19 protein-coding genes are annotated in these 22,987 nt (G+C 71.9%); 12 read left to right on the top strand and 7 right to left on the bottom strand.

The features are described from left to right. Nucleotides 1-48: 48 nt before the first annotated feature. Nucleotides 49-969 (top strand): DNA-3-methyladenine glycosylase family protein, encoded by a 921-nt coding sequence (locus tag ACTMTF_RS21235; protein ID WP_441112255.1) that lies wholly within the window; start codon nt 49-51, stop codon nt 967-969. 47 nt (nt 970-1,016) lie between these two features. Then, the gene (locus ACTMTF_RS21230) at nt 1,017-1,838 is read left to right on the top strand and encodes a GNAT family N-acetyltransferase (RefSeq protein ID WP_441112254.1); all 822 of its coding nucleotides are present in this window, start codon (nt 1,017-1,019) and stop codon (nt 1,836-1,838) included. On the opposite strand, the gene ACTMTF_RS21225 is transcribed toward ACTMTF_RS21230, so the two are convergent. From ACTMTF_RS21225 to ACTMTF_RS21205, 5 genes are read right to left on the bottom strand one after another with little or no spacing between them, the layout of a single operon-like run. Continuing rightward, nucleotides 1,839-3,125, bottom strand: coding sequence for an SUKH-4 family immunity protein (locus ACTMTF_RS21225; RefSeq protein WP_441112253.1), 1,287 nt, complete (start codon nt 3,123-3,125; stop codon nt 1,839-1,841). 50 nt (nt 3,126-3,175) lie between these two features. Continuing rightward, the gene (locus tag ACTMTF_RS21220) at nt 3,176-4,429 is read right to left on the bottom strand and encodes a hypothetical protein (protein WP_441112252.1); all 1,254 of its coding nucleotides are present in this window, start codon (nt 4,427-4,429) and stop codon (nt 3,176-3,178) included. A gap of 26 nt (nt 4,430-4,455) precedes the next feature. Further along, nucleotides 4,456-5,727 carry an ABC transporter substrate-binding protein gene (locus ACTMTF_RS21215; RefSeq protein WP_441112251.1) on the bottom strand — a complete coding sequence of 424 codons (1,272 nt, stop codon included), beginning with the start codon at nt 5,725-5,727 and terminating at the stop codon, nt 4,456-4,458. A 37-nt stretch (nt 5,728-5,764) separates the two neighbouring features. After that, on the bottom strand, nt 5,765-6,586 hold the full coding sequence (locus ACTMTF_RS21210; protein WP_441112250.1) for a carbohydrate ABC transporter permease: 822 nt from the start codon (nt 6,584-6,586) through the stop codon (nt 5,765-5,767). Continuing rightward, entirely contained in the window at nt 6,586-7,542 is a 957-nt protein-coding gene (locus tag ACTMTF_RS21205) for a carbohydrate ABC transporter permease (RefSeq protein ID WP_441112249.1), read from the bottom strand. The genes ACTMTF_RS21210 and ACTMTF_RS21205 overlap by 1 nt, the downstream gene beginning before the upstream one ends. A gap of 154 nt (nt 7,543-7,696) precedes the next feature. Here ACTMTF_RS21205 and ACTMTF_RS21200 point away from each other — a divergent pair, with 154 nt between their 5' ends. The 4 genes from ACTMTF_RS21200 to ACTMTF_RS21185 all read left to right on the top strand — a co-directional run bounded on the left by ACTMTF_RS21200 (nt 7,697) and on the right by ACTMTF_RS21185 (nt 14,754). Next, complete coding sequence (locus ACTMTF_RS21200; RefSeq protein WP_441112248.1) at nt 7,697-8,743, top strand: LacI family DNA-binding transcriptional regulator; 1,047 nt, start codon at nt 7,697-7,699, stop codon at nt 8,741-8,743. Between the two features lie 88 nt (nt 8,744-8,831). Continuing rightward, a complete protein-coding gene (locus ACTMTF_RS21195; protein WP_441112247.1) occupies nt 8,832-11,894 on the top strand; it encodes a hypothetical protein in 3,063 nt (1,020 codons plus the stop codon). Between the two features lie 39 nt (nt 11,895-11,933). Further along, entirely contained in the window at nt 11,934-12,554 is a 621-nt protein-coding gene (locus tag ACTMTF_RS21190) for an L-threonylcarbamoyladenylate synthase (RefSeq protein ID WP_397004417.1), read from the top strand. Between the two features lie 70 nt (nt 12,555-12,624). Further along, nucleotides 12,625-14,754, top strand: a complete 2,130-nt coding sequence (locus ACTMTF_RS21185; protein ID WP_441112246.1) for a hypothetical protein — start codon at nt 12,625-12,627, stop codon at nt 14,752-14,754. Nucleotides 14,755-14,805: 51 nt separating this feature from the next. Here ACTMTF_RS21185 and ACTMTF_RS21180 read toward each other — a convergent pair whose 3' ends face one another. Continuing rightward, the gene (locus ACTMTF_RS21180) at nt 14,806-15,633 is read right to left on the bottom strand and encodes an alpha/beta fold hydrolase (protein WP_441112245.1); all 828 of its coding nucleotides are present in this window, start codon (nt 15,631-15,633) and stop codon (nt 14,806-14,808) included. Nucleotides 15,634-15,707: 74 nt separating this feature from the next. Between ACTMTF_RS21180 and ACTMTF_RS21175 the strand changes: the two genes are divergently transcribed. After that, nucleotides 15,708-16,838 (top strand): sigma-70 family RNA polymerase sigma factor, encoded by a 1,131-nt coding sequence (locus tag ACTMTF_RS21175; protein WP_441112244.1) that lies wholly within the window; start codon nt 15,708-15,710, stop codon nt 16,836-16,838. An 83-nt stretch (nt 16,839-16,921) separates the two neighbouring features. Here the strand turns inward: ACTMTF_RS21175 and ACTMTF_RS21170 are convergent, their stop codons facing one another. Further along, the gene (locus tag ACTMTF_RS21170; protein WP_441112243.1) at nt 16,922-17,464 is read right to left on the bottom strand and encodes a hypothetical protein; all 543 of its coding nucleotides are present in this window, start codon (nt 17,462-17,464) and stop codon (nt 16,922-16,924) included. A gap of 161 nt (nt 17,465-17,625) precedes the next feature. On the opposite strand from ACTMTF_RS21170, the gene ACTMTF_RS21165 reads away from it, so the two are divergent. Genes ACTMTF_RS21165 through ACTMTF_RS21145 form a run of 5 tightly spaced genes read left to right on the top strand, consistent with a single transcriptional unit; the run spans nt 17,626 to nt 22,964 of the window. After that, nucleotides 17,626-19,158, top strand: coding sequence for an ABC transporter substrate-binding protein (locus ACTMTF_RS21165; RefSeq protein WP_441112242.1), 1,533 nt, complete (start codon nt 17,626-17,628; stop codon nt 19,156-19,158). Then, nucleotides 19,155-20,090: an ABC transporter permease gene (locus ACTMTF_RS21160; protein WP_397004405.1), complete on the top strand. Its 936-nt coding sequence runs from the start codon at nt 19,155-19,157 to the stop codon at nt 20,088-20,090. Before ACTMTF_RS21165 ends, ACTMTF_RS21160 begins: the two co-directional genes overlap by 4 nt. Then, entirely contained in the window at nt 20,087-20,866 is a 780-nt protein-coding gene (locus tag ACTMTF_RS21155; RefSeq protein ID WP_397004403.1) for an ABC transporter permease, read from the top strand. Before ACTMTF_RS21160 ends, ACTMTF_RS21155 begins: the two co-directional genes overlap by 4 nt. Next, a complete protein-coding gene (locus ACTMTF_RS21150) occupies nt 20,863-22,383 on the top strand; it encodes an ABC transporter ATP-binding protein (protein WP_441112241.1) in 1,521 nt (506 codons plus the stop codon). The genes ACTMTF_RS21155 and ACTMTF_RS21150 overlap by 4 nt, the downstream gene beginning before the upstream one ends. Next, nucleotides 22,380-22,964, top strand: a complete 585-nt coding sequence (locus ACTMTF_RS21145; RefSeq protein WP_441112240.1) for a GNAT family N-acetyltransferase — start codon at nt 22,380-22,382, stop codon at nt 22,962-22,964. Before ACTMTF_RS21150 ends, ACTMTF_RS21145 begins: the two co-directional genes overlap by 4 nt. Nucleotides 22,965-22,987: the final 23 nt, after the last annotated feature.

Raw genomic sequence — 22,987 nt, 5'->3', positions numbered from 1 at the left:
CGGCAGGTGGGTGTGCGCGGGTGGGGTCGGGGCGGGCAGCATGGGCGCATGAGGATGCATGAGTTCGCGCTTTCCGCTGACGGGCCGTTCGATTTCGGCGCGTCGCTGCGTTTCGTGGAGGACTGGCCGGCCACCAGCGCGTTGCCCTCCGACGGGCGGGCGCTGCGGTTCGGCTACTGCGCGGAGTCCGACTGGCTGCCGATCGGCGTGCGGGTGACGGCCGCGCCGGGCGGTGTCGCCGTGGCCACCACGCGGGCCACCGGGCGGGAGATCAGGGGCGAGGTGGCGCGGATCCTCTCCCTCGACGTGGACGGCGGCGGCTTCGCCAGGCTCGGCGAGGGCGATCCGGTGCTCGGCGACCTGCAGCGGCGCAGCCCCGGCCTGCGACCGGTGTGCTTCTGGAGCCCGTGGGAGTCGGCCTGCTGGGCGGTGATCGTACAGCGATCGTCGATGCTCGTCGCGTCCAGGATCAAGCAGCGCATCGCCGAGCGGTACGGCGCCGAGGTCACCATGGACGGGCAGGCGTACGCCGTCTTCCCGCCGCCCGTGACGCTGCTGGAGGCCGGCGGGCTCGGCCTGCCCGCGCAGAAGGAGGAGTGGCTGCGCGGGCTGGCCCGCGCGGCGCTCGACGGCGTGCTCACCACCGAGCACCTGCGCGCGCTCCCCCCGGAGGAGGCGCTGGCCGAGCTGCGCGCCCTGCCCGGCGTGGGGCCGTTCTCGGCGGGGCTCATCCTGATCCGCGGCGCGGGCGCGCCGGACGCGTTCCCGGGCGACGAGCCGCGCCTGTTCGCGATCCTGCGCGAGGCGTACGGGCTGCCGGAGGACGCGCCCAAGGCCGCGTACCGGAAACTGGCCGAGGCATGGCGGCCCTACCGCTCCTGGGCGTCCTTCCTGTTCCGGGCGGCCACGTACGGCGCGGGTGGACAGGAAGTGGACAGGAAACGAGCTGGAGAGTGGACAACCCCTTGAGAGAGCGTGCGGGCACATCGCGCATGAGGGGACATGAGGGGAAGGGCATGGAAGACCTGTCGAGCGCTCTCGCCGAAGGCGTCGAGGCGGAGTTCATGTACCAGCTGGAGTCGATGGCGGCGCCGTCGGTCAAGGTGGAGCTGGGGATCGCCACCACGCGCATCGGCGGCGGGGTGGCGTTGTCGATCCGTCACGACGTCACCGGGTTCTGGAACAAGGCGCTGGGATTCGGCTTCGAGGAGCCGGTCACGCACGATCTCATCGGCCGGGTGCTGGACTTCTACCGCTCGCAGGGCAGCACCGGGACCACGTTCCAGATCGCTCATTCGGTGCTGCCGCCCGACTGGGACGAGATCCGCGCCGCCTCCGGCCTCCGGCCGGCCTCGCATTACGTGAAGCTGGCCTGCCGGGTGGAGGACTTCTGGCCCGCCGAGAGCAAGCTGGTCGTCGAGCCCGTCCGCCCCGAGGACGTGCGGGAGTGGGCGGCGGTCACCTTCCGCGGGTTCGGGATGCCCGAGGAGGGGTTCACCGAGATGCTGGCGGCCACCTATGACCATCCGGGCTTCCACCCGGTGGCCGCGTGGGACGGCGACACGATGGTCGCCACCGCCAATCTCTTCGTCCGCGGGGAGGTGGCCTCACTCAACTCCGGCGCGACGCTGCGCGAGCACCGCAACCGGGGCGCGCAGTCGGCCCTGTTGACCATGCGCGCCGAGCTTGCCGCGGACCTGGGCTGCCGCTGGCTGGTCGCGGAGACCGGGATGCCGTCGGAAAGACGCGCCAACCCCTCGCTGAACAACATGCTGCGCTCGGGCCTGCGCCCTCTGTACAGCCGCCGGAACTGGGTCTGGGAGCCGGACGCCGGCTGATCAGCGCACCTCGTACGATCTGCCCGTCCGGAGCGGGCGGAGCAGGAACGTGCTGCCCTCGTCCTCCGGGATCCCCATCGCGAGCCCGGTGCCGGCCAGGACGCCGGCGATCAGGTCCCGATCGCCGGCCCACTGCAGCGCGAGCTCGTCGACCAGGTCGCCACGGGCGTCGAAGCAGGACGTGTGCGCCTGGGTGGTCCAGAAGAGGGCCTTGGGCGACTCCCCGGCCGCGGTCAGGTCGTGGACCGTCTGCCAGCCGCCGGAGGAGGTCGGCCAGAGATCGGGTTCGGCGAGATAGCCGTGCGCGGCCAGCCGGTCCAGCGCGCTCACGATCCGGCACAGATCCGAGGACCGGTCCGTGGCCAGGCAGGTCACGACGCCTTCCTCCGGCTTGGCCAGGCCGTGGACGGCGGCGAAGAGCGCGTCCATCGCGGCGTCCGCCTGCTTGCTCAGCTCGTCGGCGTCCATCTCCAGCAGCGCGTCATAGTCGTCGTTCCGCTCGGACTGCCCCGGAACGGAGAGCACCAGGCCCTCCCGGGCGAACACCGACTGGATCCTGGACGACAGCCCGCCCCGCCACGCGAGGGCGACATCCTTCACCAGCGCCCCATCGGGCGTGAAGTGGTCACCCACGGCCGGGCTCAGCAGCCCGCTCGTCCCGATGTCGGTCGCGAACCGCTCGGCGTCGACGATCTGCCAGCCCTCGTCCTCCAGCCGGCCGAGCGACCGCTCGAAACGGTCCCGGTCGGAGTGCGGGCGATCCTCGGCGAGCTGGTGGTCCATCACCATGGGCCACCAGGCTTCGGCGTCGGCGAAGGCCACGGGATCCAGCGCCCGCAACGACCGCCACAGCTCTTCGGTGTGCCGCCGCCCGGCGTCCGGGGACTCACCGCCCACGGCGCGCCGGCGCAGCTCCAGCCGGAGGAGGAACGTCAGGAAGTGGCCCAGCGAGCTGTTGACCTGCTCCGCCCGTGGCTCGTCGTCGAACGTGAGCAGCCCCACGGCGCCGCTGTGAAGGTCGAGGAAGTAGCGCGTCCCCCGGTCACCCGGCGTCCCGCCGAGCACCAGGACGTCGACCTCCCCGGCGCCCGTCCGGAACACCGCCGGCGACCCCACCGCCGGCTCCCCGACGACCGAGGTGGTGAACGCCAGGTCCGCCCGCACCGGTAACCCGACCTGGCCCAGGATGGACGCGTCCTGTTCCGAGAGGCCCCGGAGCCGCTCGGCGTCCATCAGCAGGAGGCCGTCGGCGCCGAACGCTTCGACCAGCTCTTCGTGCGTAACCACGGCACCTCGTCATTGTGGACGATCGCGGCATGCGACGTCAGGCTCGGAGATCAAGTGCCGCAAGCGTAGTCGCTGTCCCGCCGCCTCCCACCCTTATCGATCAAGCTTGCCCGGACGGCCACGTCGAGGGTGCTCTTCAGCTCGGCCTCGGGCACGAAGTGGCCGAAGGTGTCGTTGGCGAAGAAGGAGACGCCGGCCACGGACGTGGCGTGTGCCGCCAGGACCTCCCGCTGGTAGAGGTAGGTACGCCGGTCGTCGAGGTAGGTGCGATACCAGTACCACGGGTCGACGAAGTCCAGGCCGAGCAGCGGGCGAGGGCCGTTGAGCGCGGCCTTGCTGAGCAGGTTGGGGACGATCTCGGTCCGCTCGACCAGCACCGCGAAGGTGCTGACCAGGATCGCGTCGAGGCTGCGGTAGGCGGCGTCGGTCATGCCCCAGGCGGAGCGTTCGACGTCGGCCCGCCAGTAGGTGTCCATCCAGTAGACCAGGCGCTCGCCCATCGCCTCGCGCAGGCGCAGGAAGAACCGTTCGATCCCGGCCGTTCGCCCGGGGGTGAGCGGTGGCGCGTTGTCCGGGTGCCAGAACCCGATGAGGCCGAACTGGTTGCCGAGCATGACGCCGTCCAGCCCGAAGTCCCGGGTGAAGGCGGCGGTCTGGGCGGCGACGAAGTCCCCGGCGAGCAGCCCGGACGGGATGCCGCCGGGATAGGCGGCGTAGGTCCGCGAGTCGGCCGACAGCGGGGCGGTCACGTCGATGACGCCCGGCACCAGGTGGCCTCCGGCGTCGGCGGCGCTGGCGGCCACCTCCGGATGCAGCGAGGTCTTCCACTCGCTACGGCAGAACTCGGGACCGGGCTCCAGGTACTCCAGCAGGTTCACCCGGTGCCCGCGCCGCCCCGCCTCGGCCCGCACGGCGGCGTAGATGCCGGCCAGGACGTCGTAGTCCATCGGCTGCTCGGACAGGGCGAACATCGGCCCGGCCGAGTACGGATTGGCCGATCGCTCACCGCCGTCGCGCACCCGCGTCAGCCAGTCGAGGTTGTGGGCCCGCATCATGGCGGCGGGCCCGCCGGGGCCGAGCGCGAAGCAGTTGTAGCGGGCCCAGTCGAAGCGCTCCCGTCGGCCGGCCAGGCCCCGGTAGTTCAGGATGTGATCGCCGTTGCCCGCGCAGAACACCAGTGTGACCGGCCGGTCCGCGAGCCAGTCCGCGTGGTGGTCGAAGAACGCCGCCACACCGGGCGCGGGCTCCCGCAGGTCGTCGAAGATCTTGGGGGTGATCCACAGGCATGCTTCCATGGCGCTCACCGAGGTTCCTCCGGTCGGTGTGGTGGTCACGTGGTGGCGGCGAACGCCTTGTCCATCCGGGAGAGCACGGTGGGCACGTCCACCGTCCCGTTGAACAACTCCTGGATCGAGGTCAGGTGCTCCTGCTGGACCTTCGCGTTGGGCCAGGACTGGTCCGGGTAGAGCGTGGAGCGGCCGGACTCGACGGCGTCCAGCACCGGCTGCTGCAGCGCGTCGGCCTTGAACGCGGGGCTGGTCAGCGCCGGGCTGCTGCCCGAGGCGGTGGCGTACAGCGCCTGGCCTTCCGGCGAGGCGAGGAACTCCATGAACTTCTTGGCCAGGGCCGGGTTCTCGGCCTTGGCGTTGACCCCGTAGACGATGCCCACCGACACCGGCACGTACGTGCCGTCGGCGCTGTCGGTGGCGGGGAACGGGGTCATGGAGAACGTGGTGCCCTGGGGCGCGTACTCGATCGCGGACTGGACCGCCGACAGCACGTGCACCACGCCGAGCGCCTTGCCCTGGCCGAACATCCGCATCTGCTCGTCGTAGCCGACGCCGTTGGGACTGTCGTTGAAGCAGCCCTCGTCGCGCATCTCCAGATACTTCTCCAGCGCCTGCTTCCACGCGGAGTCCGCGAAGGCGGCCTTGCCGTCCAGTTGCCGTTGGGTGAAGTCCCGGGTCGGACCGTAGACCAGGGAGGCGGTCAGCGCGTAGGGCACGAGCTGGGTCACCCAGGCCGACTTCAGGCCGAGCGCGAACGGCACGACCCCCTTGGCCTTGGCGTCCCGGCAGAACGCCAGCACCTGCGGCCAGGTCGCCGGCTTGGCCAGCCCGCTCGCCCGCAGCGCCTGGTCGTTCCAGACCGCGCCGATGGCGCCGATCGTCACCGGGACCGCGACCACCTTGCCGGCCGGGTCGCTGGTGACCGCCTTGAGGTCCGGGCCGAGGCCGCCGGCCCACCTCTCCGCCGACAGGTCCATCAGCATGCCGTCCTTGCTCAGGTCGCGTACGGCCATCGTGTTGCCGCCGCCCGGCCACATGCGGAAGACGTCCGGCGCCGTTCCGGAGGAGAGCTGGGTACGGATCTGCTGCTGGTAGGAGGCGTCGTCCTCGGTGAAGATCGTCTTCACGGTGACGCCGGGATTGGCCTTCTCGAACGCCGCCACGGCGGCCTTGGCGGGTCCCTGGCCCGCGGCGGCCAGGGTCAACACCTTGTCCTCCGATGCCGCGCCGGTGGCGCCGCCGCCAGAGGTCGAGCAGGCGGTGACCGCGACGGCGAGGCAGCACGCGGACGCGATCGTTCGCACAGACTTCATGACAGAACTCCAGGGGGTGTGAAGGGGGATGGCGGCTCTAGCCTTTGAGCCCGCCGGCGAAGCCTTTGATGATGTGTCGCTGCAGCGCGAAGTAGACGACGAGGATCGGGATGACGCTGATCACCAGACCGGCGAAGATCAGCGGCCACTGCGACACGTACTGGCTGACGAAGCCGTAGATGGCCACCGGAGCCGTGGTGTTGTCGCTGCCGCCCAGGTAGAGCAGCGGGGTGAAGAACTCGTTCCAGATGCCGACCGAGTTGAGGATCACCACGGTGCCGGTGACGGGACGCAGGAGCGGGAACACGACGCTGACGAACGAGCGCACCGGCCCGCACCCGTCGATCAGCGCGGCCTCCTCGTAGTCGAGGGGCAGCTCACGCAGGAACATCGTGTAGAGGAACACCGAGAACGGGATCTGCTGCCCGACGTTGATCAGGATCACCGACCAGAGCGAGCCGAGCAGCCCCACGTCGCGCATGGTCGCGTACAGCGGGAGCAGTGCGAGCTGGCCCGGGATGAGCAGCCCGCCGATGACGAAGAAGAACGTGTAGCGGGACCAGCCGCGGGTCACGCGGGCCAGCGGGTAGGCGGCCATCGCCGCGAAGGCGACGATCAGGATGACGCTCAGCGAGGTGATGGCGAAGCTGTTGGCCAGCGCCGCCCCGAGGTTGGCCTGGGTCCACGCCTCGGCGTAGTTGGCGAACGTGGGCGGCCATTCCAGGGCGAGCGCGCTGGTCTGGCTGTCCTGGGGTTTGAGCGACACGTTGAGCAGGCCGGCCAGGGGGACCAGGAAGGCCAGCGCGAGCAGGATCAGCGTGACCTCACGGGTCAGCGTCCGCCAGGAGTATCGGTGCATCAGGAGCTCTTCCTCTGTGTCAGGCGGAACTGCACCGAGGCCAGGAACGCGATGATCACGGTCATCACGACCGCCAGCGCGATCGAGAAGGGGAAGTCGCCGAGCGAGAAGGCGCTCTTGTAGATCGCCGTCGAGATCGTCTCGGTCGAGGTGCCGGGGCCGCCGCCGGTCATGGCCATCACCTGGTCGAACTGCTTGAGCCCGCCGATCAGGCAGAGCATCACGTTGATCACGACCGCGCCGTTCAGCAGCGGCAGCACGACCCGGCGGAACTTGCTCCAGGCGCCCGCCCCGTCGATCGTCGCCGCCTCCAGCACCTCGGCCGGAATGGCCTGCAGCCCGGCCAGGTAGATCACCATCGAGTACCCGGAGAACTGCCAGACGATCTCGGCCACGATGGCGTACAGCGCCGTGTCCGGATCGCCGAGCCAGTCATGGGCGAGCCCGCCCAGCCCCACCGCGCGCAGCGCGTCGTTGAGCGCGCCGTCGGGTGAGAGCAGGAAGCTCCACACGTATCCGGCCACCAGCGGCGTCAGCACCACCGGCGCGAAGAAGATCACCCGCAGCAGGTACCGGCTCTTGACCATGCTGTTGACGCCGAGCGCCAGGAGCAGCCCCGCGACGTTCTGCGCCACGGTGGCCACCGCCGCCAGGATGAGGGTGTTGACCAGGGCGTCGCCGGCCGCCCGGTCGGAGAAGACCGCGCCGAAGTTGTCCAGGCCCACGAACGACCAGTCGGCGCGCAGCCCGTTCCAGTCGGTGAAGGAGAACAGCGCGCCGTTCACGCTGGGAGCCACGACGATGAAGAGATAGACCGCGATGGCCGGTACGAGGAACCACCAGGGAGCTCGTACGCCCACCCGGCGTTTCTTGCCGCCCGGTGCGGCGGGGGGCGTTCGCGCGGCCGGGTCCCGCGCCCCGGGCGCGGCCGTCGTGGTCGCATGCGGCAAAGCCACCGTATGACTCCTCTCGCAAGTCTCGTGAATCGATTCACAGCGTGTCGGGCAGGTTACGTGTCGCCGGGATTCGGTGTCAATGGAGTGGCGTGAATCGATTCACAGACGCGTTAGGCTAGCGGTGACCCTGCGGACCTGACCCAAGAGGAGATCGATGACGCTCGAACCGGCGCCGAGGCGGCCCAAGGCCGCGGATTCCCTCGCCACGGTCGGCGATGTCGCGACACGCGCCGGAGTGTCCCGCGCGACCGTCTCCTACACGTTCACCCAGCCGGACCGCGTCTCGCCGGAGCTGCGCCGGCGGGTCCTGGCCGCCGCCGACGAACTCGGCTACGTCGGCAACGACGCGGCACGGCGGCTCCGGGTCGGCCACAGTCTCGCGCTCGGTCTGCTCGTCTCCAGCACGGGCAACCCCGTCTACGCGGAGATCGCCGCGGGGGCCGAGGCGGAGGCCGCCGCCCATGGCCGCTTCATCCTGGTCGCCAACAGCGACGAAAGCCGCGAGCGCGAGCGCGCCTACCTCAAGTTCTTCGAGTCTCAGCAGGTGAGCGGCATCCTGGCCGTCCCGGTGGCCGGTGTGCCCACCGAGCTGATCGAGCTGAGGAAGCGGGGGACGCCGTTCGTGCTGGTCGGCATCGCCGAAGGCCCGCACGACTACCCCGCCATCTCCGGCGACAACGAGCGGGGAGGCCACCTCGCAGCCTCGCACCTGCTGGCCCAGGGGCGGCGACGCCTGCTCTTCGCGGGCGGCCCGCACCCCCACGTCGATCTCCGGCTGGCAGGGGCGAAGCGAGCCGTCGCCGAGTCCGCGACGCCCGCCACGATCGAGGTGATCCGGGTGCGGGTCCAGACCGCGAAGGCCGGCGAGGCGGTCGCGGGGGAGCTGGCCGGGAGGCCGAAGCCGGGCCTTCCCGACGGGATCGTGGCCGGTAACGACCTGCTCGCGCTCGGCCTGCTGCACGGGCTGATCACGGCCGGGATCCGGGTGCCGGAGGATCTCTCCCTGGTCGGCTACGACGACATAGAGTTCGCCGACTTCGCGATCGTGCCGCTCACCACCATCCGGCATCCCTCGGCGGCGCTCGGCGCCAGCGCCGTCCGCATCCTGCTCGGCCTGGAGAAAGAGCAGGACACGCAGGGGCGTTTCGACCCTGAGCTCGTGATCCGGGCGACCTCACTCCCAGGCGGCGGCCTCGCGTAACGGCCGTTGACATCGTGACGAGGCCGTCACTACGATCTGCGCACACCGCGCCGTGAATCGATTCACAGCGCCTCCTGGAGGCACGATCATGAGCTTGACACCCCCCGGCGCGGGCCGCCGGATCATCGCGGTGGCCGTCAGCGCCGCGCTGGCCCTGACAGCGACCCCGCCGGCCACGGCTCAGACATCAGGACCGCTGCCCAAGGTCGCCGCCCTCGATGCGGGCACGATCGACCTGGGCGACTTCACCGGCCTGGAGCAGCAGATCGCCCCCTACCTCGCCAACCTCGCGCGGCTGGCCAACAGCGTCGACGACGACGGCTTCATCACCTGCGGCTGCTGGCGACCGGGCCAGGGTCCGAACGACGCGCGCGTCATGGAGAACGTCCTCACCCTCGCCTACTTCTACACCGCCGACCGTCCATGGAACCCGTACCACCGGGACCGGAGCCTGCGTGCGCGCCTGGAGGCCGCCCTGCGGTTCATGCTCGGCACCCAGAACGCCGACGGCTCGTTCCCCCAGGGCGGCGGCGACCTGCACTCGCGGGCCGCGACAGGCTTCGCGCTCGAACTGTACGCCTTCATGCTGGAGATGCTCGACGCGGACGGCACGGTCGAGGCGAGCCTGGTCGCCTCCCTGACCGAGGCCATGAGGGCGGCCGCGAGGTGGTTCCTGGAGGATGAGGAGGTGTGGGGGCCGCGTGGCTCCCAGTTCGCCAACCAGGTAGCGGGCGGGCTGGTCGGCATCTCGCGCCTTCTCGTCCGCCTCGACGACGCGGCGTTACGCGTACGGTTCCAGCAGCGCCTCGCCGACCACGAGCGGATCGCGCAGAGCGAGGCCGGCTTCTACCGGGACGGGACGGTCGCCCACCGGTACAGCCTCGAAGTGCACTCCGAAGACCTCGTCGGCTGGGGCGACCCCGCGACCCGGGCGACGATCGACCGGATGCAGGCGCGTTACCTGGACTGGGCCCAGTACAACCTGCTCTACGACGAGCGGCTCGACGGCTACGCCATCAACACGGCGGCCGACTCACGCCACCGCGGCTGGAACCACGCCGACGAGTTGCCCATCGGCTCCAACGACCTCTGGGGCTCGGTGATCCCGCAGGCGCGTGCCTACGCGGCCACCCGCGAGGAGCTCCAGGAGCGCCGGGCGGCCTTCGCCCAGGCGGGCTGGGCGGCCTCGGTCCAGTCGTTGATCGCGCCGACGTGGGCCTACCTCGATCCCTCGGTCATCCGTGACGTCGCGCTGAAGCAGGAGTACCACCCGACCGCCGCCGAGCGTCGCGAGGCGATCGGCACCCTCCGCCCCTACGCGGGCGCCCCGTACACCGAATACCGCGCGGACTCGGTCACCGGCCAGCGGTTCGTGTTCGCCAAGCGCCCCTCATACGTCGCGGGCATGGGCTTCGGCAAGCACGTCGACACCCAGTACGGCTTCTGGGACAACCAGCGGTTCGGGCTCGGCTACCTCTACGACCCCCGGCTCGGCGTCGTCATCCAGAGCCAGAACGCGCCGAGCCCCGGCGCCCCCAGGACCCGCCCGGCGGACGCGGAGCTGTCCTGGGGCACCGGCTGGGTCGCCGCGGACGGCGTGCACGTCGACGCCTATGACCAGCCGGTCCCCACGTTCTTCCGCGACGGGACGCCCGTCGATCCCGCGACGGTCTCCGGCTCCGACGCTCTGGAGATCCGCTACGCGGCGGCGGGCAGCCCGGTGACCAAGTCCGTCACCCTCGGTGACCGCCTCAAGGTGCGGGTCGAGAGCTCGGGCGAGTTCTTCGAACGCGTCCCGCTGGTGCTCGACCCGGACGACACCGTCCAGTGGATCGGCGGCGGAGAAGTCGAGGTCGGCTCCCGGGCGACCGCCGAGAACGTCTCCGGCGTCGTCGTCAACCGCGACGGGCGCAGCGTGGAGATCCGCTGGACCGGCGCGGGCGGCGCGGCCCTGTGGCCCTCCGCCTTCCCGGTGGCGGGCGGAGACCGTAGGCTCCAGGTCCTCGATGTCAGGGCCACGGGCAGGCTGGAGTACGACATCCGCGTCCTCGACGACGCGTGCGCCGGCTCGGACGAGTCGGCGACGGTCCGCATCGGCGGCAGGGACACCGGGGTCGCCAACGCCGACGACGGCACCGGCTGCACGGTCGCCGACCTCCTGCGCGCCGGCGAGCAGTGGGACGGCCACGCCGCCTTCGTCCGGCATGTCACGAGGACGTCGGCGGCGCTGGCGCGCCAGCGGGTGGTCACCCGGCGCGACGCCGCCCGCCTGGTCGCCGCCGCGGCCCGCTCCGACGTCGGCCGCGACCTGGTGACCGCCACCGCGGACCGCACCGACGTCGTGGCGGGGCAGGAGGTCGCCGTACGCGTCGCCGGACGCGGCATCGGACGTGGCATCGGCGAGGTGACGGTCTCGGGCCGCTGCCTCAGCGGTGACGCCACCGCCTCGGGCCCCGCCGAGCTGAAGGTCACCGTACGTGAGACGTCGCTTCCCGGAGCGTGCCGCCTCAGCGCGGAGACGCTGCGTGCCGACGGGACGGCCGAGATCGACACCGTCGACCTGCGCGTCGTGCCGGACGCCCAGGGGGTCGTCTTCCGCGACAGTTTCTCCTCGGTCGCCGCGACGTCGGAGGCGTGGACCGCCGTCGACGGCTCGTGGGCCGTGGTCGACGGGACCTACCGCCAGCGGGACACGACGCGCACGGGCTGGAAGTCCGTCGTGGACGACCTGCTGATCACCGACGGCTTCGTCGAGACCGAGCTCGACTTCCGTACGCTCGCGACCTCGACGGCGTTCGCCGGCGTCCAGGTGCGTACGGCGAGGCCCGGCGACGCCTACACCCAGTCCGGATACCTGGTCTACCTGCGCCCCGACGGCTCGGTCGACGTTCACCGGGCGGGCGTCGGCGTCATCGCGACGGGCGCCGGAGCCGCCGTGACGGGGCCGGTCAAGCTCCGCGTCGAGATGCGCGGGGCCGAGATCCGCGCCTTCGTCGGCGCGGAGACGACACCCCGTGTCAGCGTCACCGATCCGGAACCGATCACCGGACCGGGATCCGTGCACCTCATCACGGGCCGCGCGGCCGTCGACTTCGACGATCTCCGCGTCGGGACGGCACCGGCCGCCGGAACCGCCCTCGGCTCGGGGTGAGTGTCATGGGGTGTCGTGGCCGCTCCTAAGATCGAAGGTGTGGCGAAGTACTTCGATGTGCATCCGGACAATCCGCAACCTCGGCTGATCAGCCAGGTCGTCGACCTCCTGCGGGCGGACGGCTTGATCGCGTACCCGACGGACTCGTGCTACGCCCTGGGGTGCCGGCTGGGCAACCGGGACGGGATCGACCGGATCCGGGAGATCCGCAGCCTCGGTAGCGACCATCACTTCACCCTGATGTGCGGGGACTTCGCGCAGTTCGGCCAGTTCATTCATCTGAGCAACGCGCTGTTCCGCTCGGTCAAGGCGGCGACCCCCGGCGGTTACACGTTCATCCTGCCCGCGACCAAGGAGGTGCCGCGGCGGCTGATGCATCCCCGGAAGAAGACGGTCGGCGTCCGGATCCCCGATCACGTCGTCACGCAGGCGCTGCTGGCCGAGCTCGGCGAGCCGCTGCTGTCGAGCACCCTGCTGCTGCCCGACGAGACCGAGCCCCTGACGCAGGGCTGGGAGATCAAGGAGCGGCTCGACCACGAGGTCGACGCCGTCATCGACGCCGGCGAGTGCGGCGCGACGCCGACGACGGTCGTCGACTTCTCCCAGGACGAGCCGGAGATCCTCCGCCGGGGCACCGGAGACCCGTCCCTCTTCGAGTAGCCCGCAGTGGCCAGACCGGTTCCGGCAAATGGGGAGCGATCTGGACAAGGTTCCTGTCACCGTTCGATCCGTGACTTCCGCTGACGAGCTACGCGAGTCCGGCGTTCTGTGGCGTAGCTACCTGAGCGCCGGGCGGCACCTGGTGCCCCTCGTGCTGCCCGGCGTGCTGGTGTACGTGCCTGTCTCCGTGCTCATCCAGCTGATGCTGGTGGTGTCGCTGGACGACTCGGCGGCGGTGATCAACGACCGGCTCCACTTCATCGGCGGGTCCGACGGCTCGCTGCTGGTCTGGGCGGGGCTGCCGGCGGCGGCCGGCATCCTGGGGCAGGCGCTGGTGTTCCCCGCGACGGTGGTCCTGGCCGCTGGACGGCTCGTCGACCGGCCGGTGTCGCCTGTCGCGGCGCTGCGGGCCGCCGCTCGACGGCTGCCGTCCACGCTGCTCCTGGTCGTGGTGGGAGTGCTGGCGTACGCGGCGGTGGGGGCCGCCGGGTTCGGCGTCCTGCTGCTGACCCGCCAGGAGTGGATGGCCATCGCCGTGATGGTGACGCTGGCGCTGACGGCGACGCCGGGGCTGCTGGCCGTGCCGGGCGTCATGCTGCACGGCTGTACGCCGCTGGGCGCGATCCGCCACGCCTACCGGCTGAGCAGGCTGCGCCGTAGGGCGACGGCGTTCACGCTCGCCTTCGGCGTGGTCGTCGTCCCCGCCGCGGCGACCTGGGGCTTGGGACGGGGGCTGGGGCTGCTGCCCGGCGCCCTGGAGACCGTGGGATCGGGCGTGGCGGGATTCGCGCTGGCCCTGGCCGTCACGCCCGTCCAGGCGGCCGTGGTCACCCGTCAGTTCCTGCACTGCCTGGCCTGGCGCACCGAGGACTCGAACGAGGACGAGGACCTGGTACGCGGCCTCCCCGGCAGCCCGCCGGGCCCGTTCAGGCGCGTGCTGTTGCCGACCGTGTTGCTGCCCGGGGTGCTGTTCAGCGGGGTGGTGCTGGTCAATCCGTTCGGCTGGCTGGAGGTCTCCCAGACGAACGTGACCGAGTCGTGGCAGAAGGCGGAGCCGTCCGGTTCCTCGGGCTCCTCTGACGAGGGTCCGGAGTTGCGGCCCTTCGACCTGCGGGACGTGCACGCCGGCCGTGGCGGGAGCCTGGCCATGGTCATCGACGGCTACGACGACTACGCCAGCCTGCTGACCTGTGCCGACACCTCCTGCGAGAAGACGAGTTTCACGTGGGCGGAGCAGCGGGTCGCCGGCACGGATCCGCTTCCCGGCGCGGTCAGCGTCCGCCTGCCCGACGGGCGGCTCCTGCTCACCACCTGGTCGGGAGAGGCCCTCAGGATGCTGACGTGTGAAGCGGGTGCGTGCGTGCCCGTCCCCGGCGGTGGGATCGTCGCGAAGGCGGAGCGTCCGGCGTTCTACGCGGGGGTGGCGATGGCCGTGCGGCAGGGCGGCCTGGTCGTCGCCTTCGCCGACAAGGAGCGGGTGAAGGGTGACGCGGACCCGACCAAGGACATCGTCTCCTTCGTCTTCTGCGCCGACGTGGCCTGCGCACGCCCGGAGCAGAAGCGGGTCGCACGGCTGGACGCCACCTCGTACCTGCCCGGCGTGCCCAGCCTGGCCGTCACGACGGCACCGGGCGGCCGGCCTGTCGCCGCCCGGTTCGACACCCACAACGGCCAGATCCATGTCATCTCCTGTGCGGACGCCGCATGCCTGCGGACCCGCGTGACCAGGCCCGTCCCTCCCTACCCGCCGAGCGTCGAGAGTGAGCGGGGCCGGGACACCGGCCTGGCCCTGGTGGTACGGCCGGACGGCCGGCCGCTGATCGCCTACCGGGACAGGAACGATCGCGCGACCAAGCTGCTCGACTGCCGCACACCCGACTGCGCCCAGTCCGAAGTGATCACCCTGGACGCCGGCGGCCCCTACCGGTCGACCCCGGTGATGGTCCTGGACCGGGCGGGCCGTCCGCTGGTCGCGTACCAGAGCCACGACGGGACACGCCTCATGCTCGCCACCTGTACGGGACCTCGCTGCGTGCGCACCGCCGTGGCCAGGATCGGATGGGGCCCCGGCGACGGTCTGGCCATGACCCTCAACGACCAGGGGAGACCCACGATCGCCTGGATGGACGACAACGACGCGCTGTTCGGCGGCGAATGGCGCCTGATCGTCACCACACCGCTGAACCTGGCCGCCGACTGAATCCCCGCGTTCCGGGAGCCTTCCGCGTGGGCATCTCAAGTCGTCCGGTGCTCAGCTCTCGCGCAGGACCGCGCGCAGCCGGGTGACGAACCGCTCGGGGTCGTCGGCGAACCCGGTGTGGTCGCCGGGGAACGTCGTCGGCTCGATGCCGAGCGCCGTGGCGAGCGCGGTCGACGTGCGGTCGCACAGCTGGCCGGTGGACTCCTCGCCGATGCCGATCACAATGCGGGTCGGCACTTCGCGCAGAGCCGTGATGTCGGGCTCCCAGCGGGTGGTCGGGCGCAACTCGTGGGCGAACCAGCGGCGCTCGTCCGCGACCTGCTGCGGGTCGCGCTCCCCGCCGAACATCTGCTCGATCAACCCCTCCGGCAGGAAGATGTCGGCCTGGGCCATGAACTTCGTCCAGGCCCCGACGACGTCACCGGCGAAGTAGGTGGCGATCATGTCATCGGCTCCCGCGTGCAGCCGCTCGCGGTCGTCGAGCACGGCGTAGGCCGGGTGCTCGTGCGCGACCACGGTGTGCACCTGCTCGGGACGGGCGATGGCGAGGGCCAGCGCGCTGACCGCGCCGCCGCTGGAGCCGAAGACGGCGGCCGGGCCGGCGTCCAGGTGGGTCAGGAGCCGGGAGAGGTCGTCGGCGCGCAGCTCCGGGGTCGAGTCCTGGTCCGGGTCGTCGACCGGGCTGCGGTTGATGCCTCGCGGATCGGTGGTGAGCACGGTGTGGTCGGTGGCGAGCAGGTCGGCCGCCGGCGCGAAGGAGTCGGCGCCCATCGGCGCGCCGACGAGCACCACGAGGGGGCCCTCGCCGCGCACCTCGTAGTACAGGCGCGCGTCGGGAACCTCCAGCGTCGCGGAGATGGCGGGCATCGTCTGGCTCATCTGGGCCTCCTGGCAGGGGGACATCGGTGTCCGGTCGAAGTAGGGACTCCCTGCGGAGGGCACAATCGTCGCTTATGGAGAAGAATTCTTCACGGCCTGCCGACGCGCCGACGCGGGACGACCTGACGTCGGCCCGCGACGGGGACGACGCGCCGACGCGGGATGATCTGACGTCGGCCCGCGACGGGGGCGGCGCGTCGGCGCAGGATGATCTGGCGCTCGCCCGCGACGGTGACGGCGCGGCGTTCACCCGCCTCGTGGCGCCGTTGCGCGGGGAGTTGCACGCCCACTGCTACCGCATGCTCGGCTCCACCCACGACGCCGACGACGCTCTGCAGGACGCCCTGCTGCGGGCGTGGCGCGGGCTGGCGCGCTTCGAGGGCCGTAGCTCGCTGCGCTCCTGGCTCTACACCGTGACCACCCGCACCTGCCTGGACCTCGTCGAGGCCCGCGGCAGGCGGGCGCTGCCCGTCGACTTGGGCCCGGCCAGCGACCATCCCGTGGTCGACGCCGTCCCCCTGTCCGACGTCGCCTGGCTGGGCCCCTACCCGGACACGGCCCTCGCCGGCGGCCCGGCCGGCCCGGCCGCGCGCTACGAGCAGCGCGAAGCGGTCGAGCTGGCGTTCGTCGCCGCCCTGCAGCACCTGCCGGGCAACCAGCGGGCGGCCCTGGTGCTCTTCGAGGTCCTCGGCTTCTCCGCCGCCGAGATCGCCGCGATGATGGACACCTCCGCCACGTCGGTGAACTCCGCCCTCGCGCGGGCTCGCCGGGTCGTCGCGGAGAAGGTCCCTTCCCGTACGCAGCAGCAGACGTTGCGCAAGATCGGCGACGCGCGCCTGCGGGAGATCGTCACCGGCTACTCCAGCGCGCTCGAACGCGACGACGCCGACGCGCTCGTCGCGCTGCTGACCGAGGACGTCACCTGGTCGATGCCGCCGCTGCCGCACTGGTACCGCGGGCTGGAGACGGTCACCGAGTTCGCCGTGCGGGTCCCGCTGAAGAGCTGCGGCGCCTGGCGGCACCTCCCGACCAGCGCGAACGGCCAGCCCGGCGTGGGCTGCTACCTCTGGAACGACGACGCCGGCGCGTACCTCGCCTGGGCGGTCAACGTGTTCACGCTGCGGGAGGCGTACATCTGCGAGATCACCTCGTTCATCGGCCCCGAGCACTTCACCGCCCTCGGACTGCCCGCCTCGCTGCCCTGAGGGCGGGTGGCTCGCACCACCGCCGCTGGTCGCGTTGTGCGCCGGACGGCAGGAAGGCGTCGTAGCGGTATGTACCGGACTCCTCAGGGGACCGCACTGGCCATGGCCTCCGGTTCGCGAACGCCGGCCGGCTTGGCGAATCCCATCGCGTAAGCATGGATGCGTCGCTGCGCCTCACGGAGCTCCGCGCGGCACACGGCGTTCTCCGGCCAGTCGGCCTCGGTGGCGTCCGGCCGTGCCTGCTCGAATTCGCGGAGCCGCGGGTGCCACTTCGACAGGAACGGGCGGAGCTCCTGGTTGAGCATCGTGATCGCCAGGTGCTCGACCGTCAGCCCGCCCGGTGCCGGGACCGATGGCCTGCTGGACTTCAAGGTGTCGCGAGTGGTGGCGAACAGGCCGTACAGCGACGTCAGCGCCTCTCGGGTCAAGCCCTCGTCGTCCTTCAGAGGCTGCGTGGCAACGCGGGTCACCGTCTCCACGAACAGTTGCCTGGCGACGTTGCGGCTCTCGTTGCCGTCGACCACGAACGTCAACTCGCTCAGCTGCGGAACCGACACCTTGACCTCGGTCAGCCGGGCCGACCGGTGATAGATCCGGATCACCACGATGCCCGCAATCCCGGCCACCGCTCCTCGATTGACAGTACCGCCAACCGTTCGTCAACTTTGCGCGCACAGGCCAAGGAATGATAATGATTTCCATTGCGAACGCAGGCGTGGCCTGACGGGGTCACGCCGGTGCCCCTTCTGACCGCGCCGCCGTCCGCCCGATGGAAAGGCGCCACCCGATGAACGACCACCCAGACCGCCGGGGATTCCTCGGACTCACCGCCGCACTCGCGGCCGCCGCCCTCACCGGCTGTGCCGCCACGCCGACCGCCGGGTCCGCCGGGTCGGCCTCGACGGGGGGCAGGCTGCGTGCCGCCTTCGCGGGAGGCGGCGCCACCGAAGTCCTCGATCCGCACCTGGCGAACCTGTTCGTCGAGGCGGCCAGGTCCAAGGCCCTCTTCGACAAGCTCGCCGACCTGGGCCCCGACGTGTCGCCCCAGCCCAGGCTCGCGGAGAAGTGGGAGCCGTCGGCCGATCTGCGGCGCTGGCGCATCACCCTGCGGCCCGCCTCCTTCCACGACGGGCGCCCCGTCCGCGCCCAGGACGTGCTGGCCAGCTACGCCCGCATCCTCGACCCGAAGCGCACCTTCCGCGCCAGGTCCAGTCTCGCGATGATCGACCTGGCGAACAGCCGCGCGGTGGACGACCGCACGGTGGAGTTCATGCTGAGGCGGCCGTTCGTGGAGTTCCCGAACGTGATGGCCGCGTTCGGCGCCTACATCGTCCCCGAGGGGAGCGAGGACTTCACCAAGCCTGTCGGCTCGGGTGCCTTCTCCTTCGTCTCCTTCCAGCCCGGCCGCGCCACGCTGCTCAAGCGCAACCCGGACTACTGGGACGGCCCGCCGCACCTGGACGAGCTGGAGTTCGTCATCGCCAACGAGGAGTCCGCCCGGATCAACGCGCTGCTCGGCGGCCAGGTGGAGTACGCCCACGACCTCACCCCCACCACCGCCAGGCAGCACGGCTCGCGCGTCACCATGGTCCGCTCGCCCAACAGCGGCGTGCAGGCGTTCGCCATGAAGGTGGACCGCCCGCCGTTCGACGACCCCGGCCTGCGCGAGGCGATGTTCCTGCTCGCCGACCGGCAGCAGCTCGTCGACACCGTCATGCCGGGCGCCGGCCAGGTCGGCAACGACCTGTACGGCAAGGGCTACCAGTACTACGCCGACGACATTCCCCAGCGCGTCCCCGACCTGGACAAGGCGCGCGCGCTGATCAGGAAGGCAGGGGCGGAAGGGCTCACCGTCCAGCTGACCACCTCCAACGCTGCGGCCGGCTTCGTGGAGTCCGCGAGCGTCTTCGCCGACCAGATCCGCAAGGCCGGCCTCAAGGCCGAGGTGGTGACCGGCAACAAGGACACGTACTGGGCCGACATCCTCACCAAGGGCTCCCTGGTCAGCTTCCGCTCCGGCGCGATGCCGATCGAGACGCACATCGCGCAGCGGCTGCTGTCGACCTCCACGACCAACGCCACCCGGTGGGCCAGGCCGGAGTTCGACGCGCTGTACGACAAGGCCGTCTCCACCGCCGACGAGCGGGCCCGCGGCGAGGCGTACCACCGTATGCAGGAGATGCTGCACGCCGAGGGCGGGCTGCTGGTGTGGGGGTTCGCCGACTGGATCGTCGGCACGGCCGCGAACGTCACCGGCGTGACGAGCGCGCCGGCCAACACCCTCGACTGGGCGCGCTTCGACAAGGTACGCCTCGGGTGAACCTGCCCCGTTACGCCGCGAGGCGGACGCTCCTCGGCCTCGGCCAGGTGCTGGCCGTCGCGGTGGCGGTGTTCCTTCTGGTCGAGGCGCTGCCGGGCGACGCGGCCGTCTCGATGGCCGGCGACAGCCCCGATCCGGCGCGGATCGCGCAGATCCGCGCCGCGCTGGGGCTGGACCGGCCGCCGCTGGAGCGCCTGCTCGACTGGCTGGCCGGGCTGGCCCGGCTGGACCTGGGCGTCTCCATCGTCTCGGACCGGCCGGTGGCCGACATCCTGCTCGACGGGCTGCAGCCCACGCTGGTCCTGGCCGGGCTCACGCTGCTGGTCCTGGTGCCGCTGGCGGTGCTGGTCGGCGTGGCCGCGGCCGTCCGCGAGGGCCGTCCGCTGGACCGGGCGCTGACCTCGGTGAGCGTCGCGCTGTACGCCATCCCGGAGTTCGCCCTGGCCATCGTGTTGATCGCGGTGTTCGGCGTGGGCCTGGGGTGGCTGCCGCCCACCGCCGTGGGCGTGCCGAGCCTGCTCGCGCAGCCCGCGGTGCTGGTGCTTCCGCTGGTGGTGCTGCTGGCCCGGCCGATCTGCTCGATCAGCCGGCTGGTCCGCGCGGGCATGATCGACGCGCTGCGCTCCGACTACGCGCGGCACGCGCTCCGGCTCGGGCTGACGGTCTCCCGGGTACGGATCGCGCACGCGCTGCCGAACGCGCTGGCCCCGGCCGTCCAGCAGGTCGCCCGGACCACCGACTGGCTGATGGGCGGCGTGATCGTGGTCGAGGCGGTCTTCGTCATCCCCGGCCTGGGCACGACGTTGACCGGGGCCGTCGACGGCCGTGATCTGCCGGTGGTGCAGGGGCTGGCGCTGGTCTTCGCGACCACCACCGTGCTGGTGAATCTCCTCGCCGACCTGGCGGCCTTCCGGCTGGCGCCGCGCGCATGAGGCGGCTGCTGCTGGCGATCCCGCTGCTCGTGGCCCTGGCCGGGCCGTGGTTCGTGCCCGACGAGCTCACCCGGGGGGTGGCGTTCGCCGGCTCAGGCCCGCTCGGCACGGACTTCATCGGCCGCGACACCTGGCATCAGGTGCTGCTCGGCGGCCGGAGCCTGGTGCTCGTCGCGCTGCTGGCCACGGCGGGCGCCTACCTTCTCGGCGTCCCGTGGGGCATCGCCGCCGCGATGAGCCGCCGCCGTGTCCTCGACGAGCTGCTGATGCGCCCGCTGGACCTGCTGCTCGCGGTGCCGTCCCTGCTGCTGCTCATCCTGCTGGCCACGGTCGCGCCGGTGGGCGCGTTGAGCCTGGCGCCGATCGTCATGCTGATCAACCTGCCGGACGTGGCCAGGATCTCCCGCGCCGCCGCCCTGGAGATCGCCGCCCGGCCCGCGCTGGAGGCCATGCGGCTGCAGGGGGAGAGCCGCGCGCGTATCGCGGTGCGGTACGTGGGCCGCTCGATGCTGCGCACGCTCGCCGCCGATCTCGGCACCCGGATGACCGGTGCGCTCTATCTGGTGGCCGCGGCCAGCTTCCTCGGCATCGGGGTCGCGCCCGACGCCGCCGACTGGGCCGTCATGGTGGACCGCAACCGGGGCGGGCTGTTCCTCCAGCCCTGGGCGGTGGTCGTCCCGGCGCTGCTCATCGTGGCGTTGTCGGTCGGGCTCAACCTCACCTTCGACCGCGCGTTGTCCGCCGGTCGCCCCTCGCGTTCGGCAGGCCGTACATGATCGACGTCGTTGACCTGCGCGCCGCGCCGATCCTGCACGGGCTCAGCTTCCACCTGCCCGCAGGGCAGGTGCTCGCCCTGGTCGGCGGCTCCGGCAGCGGCAAGACCACGACCGGGCTCGCGCTCCTCGGCGAGCACCCGCCGGGCGTCGAGGTGACCGGCACGGTCCGGGTGGGCGGGCGGGAGGTCGGTCCTGACCGGCCGCCCGCGCCCGGAACCGTGGGGTTCATCCCGCAGCATCCGTCTTCCGTGCTCAATCCCGTACGGCGCATCGGGGCCGTGCTGAAGGAGATCGCCTCCCGGCACGGCACATCCGTGGAGCAGGCGCTGCGCCGCGCCAGCCTGCCGGCCGACCGGGCGTTCCTGCGCCGCTACCCGCACCAGCTGTCCGGAGGCCAGCAGCAGCGGCTCGTGCTGGCGCAGGCCCTGCTCGGCGACCCAGCGGTGATCGTCGCCGACGAGCCGACCACGGGCCAGGACCACCTCACCCGGGACGAGGTGGTCGGCGAGCTGTCGGCACTGGTCCGTCAGGGCATCTCCATCGTGCTGCTCAGCCACGACCTCGACGTCGTACGCGCGCTGGCCGACCACGTCGTCGTCCTGCGCGAGGGCCACGTCGCCGAGGCCGGACCGGCCGCGTCCGTGCTGGACGCGCCCCGCGCCGAGTACACACGAGCCCTCCTCGCCGCCCACCCGCGCCCGCCCGCCACGCCCGAACGAGACCTCGCCACGCACCCGCGCCCGCCCGCCGCGACCGCCCGGAACCTTGCCACGCCCGAACGGGACCTGGCCGCGACCGTTCGGCTGGAGGCGAGCGGGCTGGCTGCCCGGCACGGCGCGCGGCAGGCCCTGCACGGCGTGTCGCTGCGCGTCGGCGCGGGGGAGTGCCTGGCCGTCGTCGGCCGCTCCGGCAGCGGGAAGACCACCCTCGCCCGCTGCCTGGCCGGGCTGCACACCCCCGACTCCGGCTCCGTCCGGCTCGACGGCCGGGAGCTCGCCCCCTCCCTGCGCCGCCGCACCAAGGCCGACCTGGCCGCGGTGCAGTACGTCTTCCAGGACGCCCGCGCCTCGTTCGACCCGAACGGCGCCGTCCTCGATCAGGTGGCCCGCACCGCCGTACGACTACGCGGCATGAGCACCCCGCAGGCCACCGCCGCCGCCCTGGAGACCCTCGCCGAAGTGGCCCTGCCGCCCGGCACCGCGCGGCGGCGGCCCGGCGAACTGTCCGGCGGCGAGCTACAGCGCGCCGCCCTCGCGCGCGCCCTGCTCGCCGAGCCCGACGTGCTGATCTGCGACGAGATCACCTCCGGGCTCGACACCCTCACCCAGGCCACGGTTCTCCGGCACCTCCAGCGCCTCGCCGCCCGCCGCCGCCTCACCCTCGTCGTCATCAGCCACGATCTCGGCGTGGTGGCCGGGCTCGCCGACCACGTCGCCGTCGTCGCCGACGGCCGGCTGGTCGAGTACGGCCCGGCCACGCACGTCCTGACCACGCTCGAACAGGAGCCCACACCATGAACGACCAGTACGACGCGCGCCCGGCCGGAGTCGCGGACCTCGACGGCGCCCGCAAGGTCATGCTCGACACCTTCTACCACGACCTCCGCTACGGCTTCCGCCCCGAATGGCACGCCGACGTCATCGACCTCGAAGGCGTCTACCTGCGCGAACCCCGGCACGCGCTCTTCGTGGCCGTCCACGACGGGCAGGTCGTGGCCACCACCGGCGTACGCGCCGCCGCCCCCAACAGCCCACCCCACCCGGCCTGGCTGGCCGAACGCTACCCCGACCCCAGCACCGCCCAGCTCTACCGCGTCTACGTCGACCCCGAGCACCGCCGCCGCGGGCTCGCCGGGCGCCTGGTCCGGCTGGCCCAGGCCTTCGTCGCGACCACGCCGGGGTACGAGCGCCTCTACCTGCACACCGACACCCGAGTGCCCGGCGCGGAACAGTTCTGGCGCTCCCAGGCGACCCTGGTGCACGACGACCGCGACGGAGACCCGGCCACCTCGCACACCGTCCACTTCGAGATCCCCTTGCCGGCGACGAGGTCACAGGCCGGTGAGCGTCTCCTTGACCTGCACGGCGTCGGCTCCTGACGGGCAGTGCGGGATGACAGGTC

It is taken from the genome of Nonomuraea sp. ZG12, from assembly GCF_052068115.1.
Classification (GTDB): domain Bacteria; phylum Actinomycetota; class Actinomycetes; order Streptosporangiales; family Streptosporangiaceae; genus Nonomuraea.
This window is presented reverse-complemented; position numbering and strand designations above follow the sequence as displayed.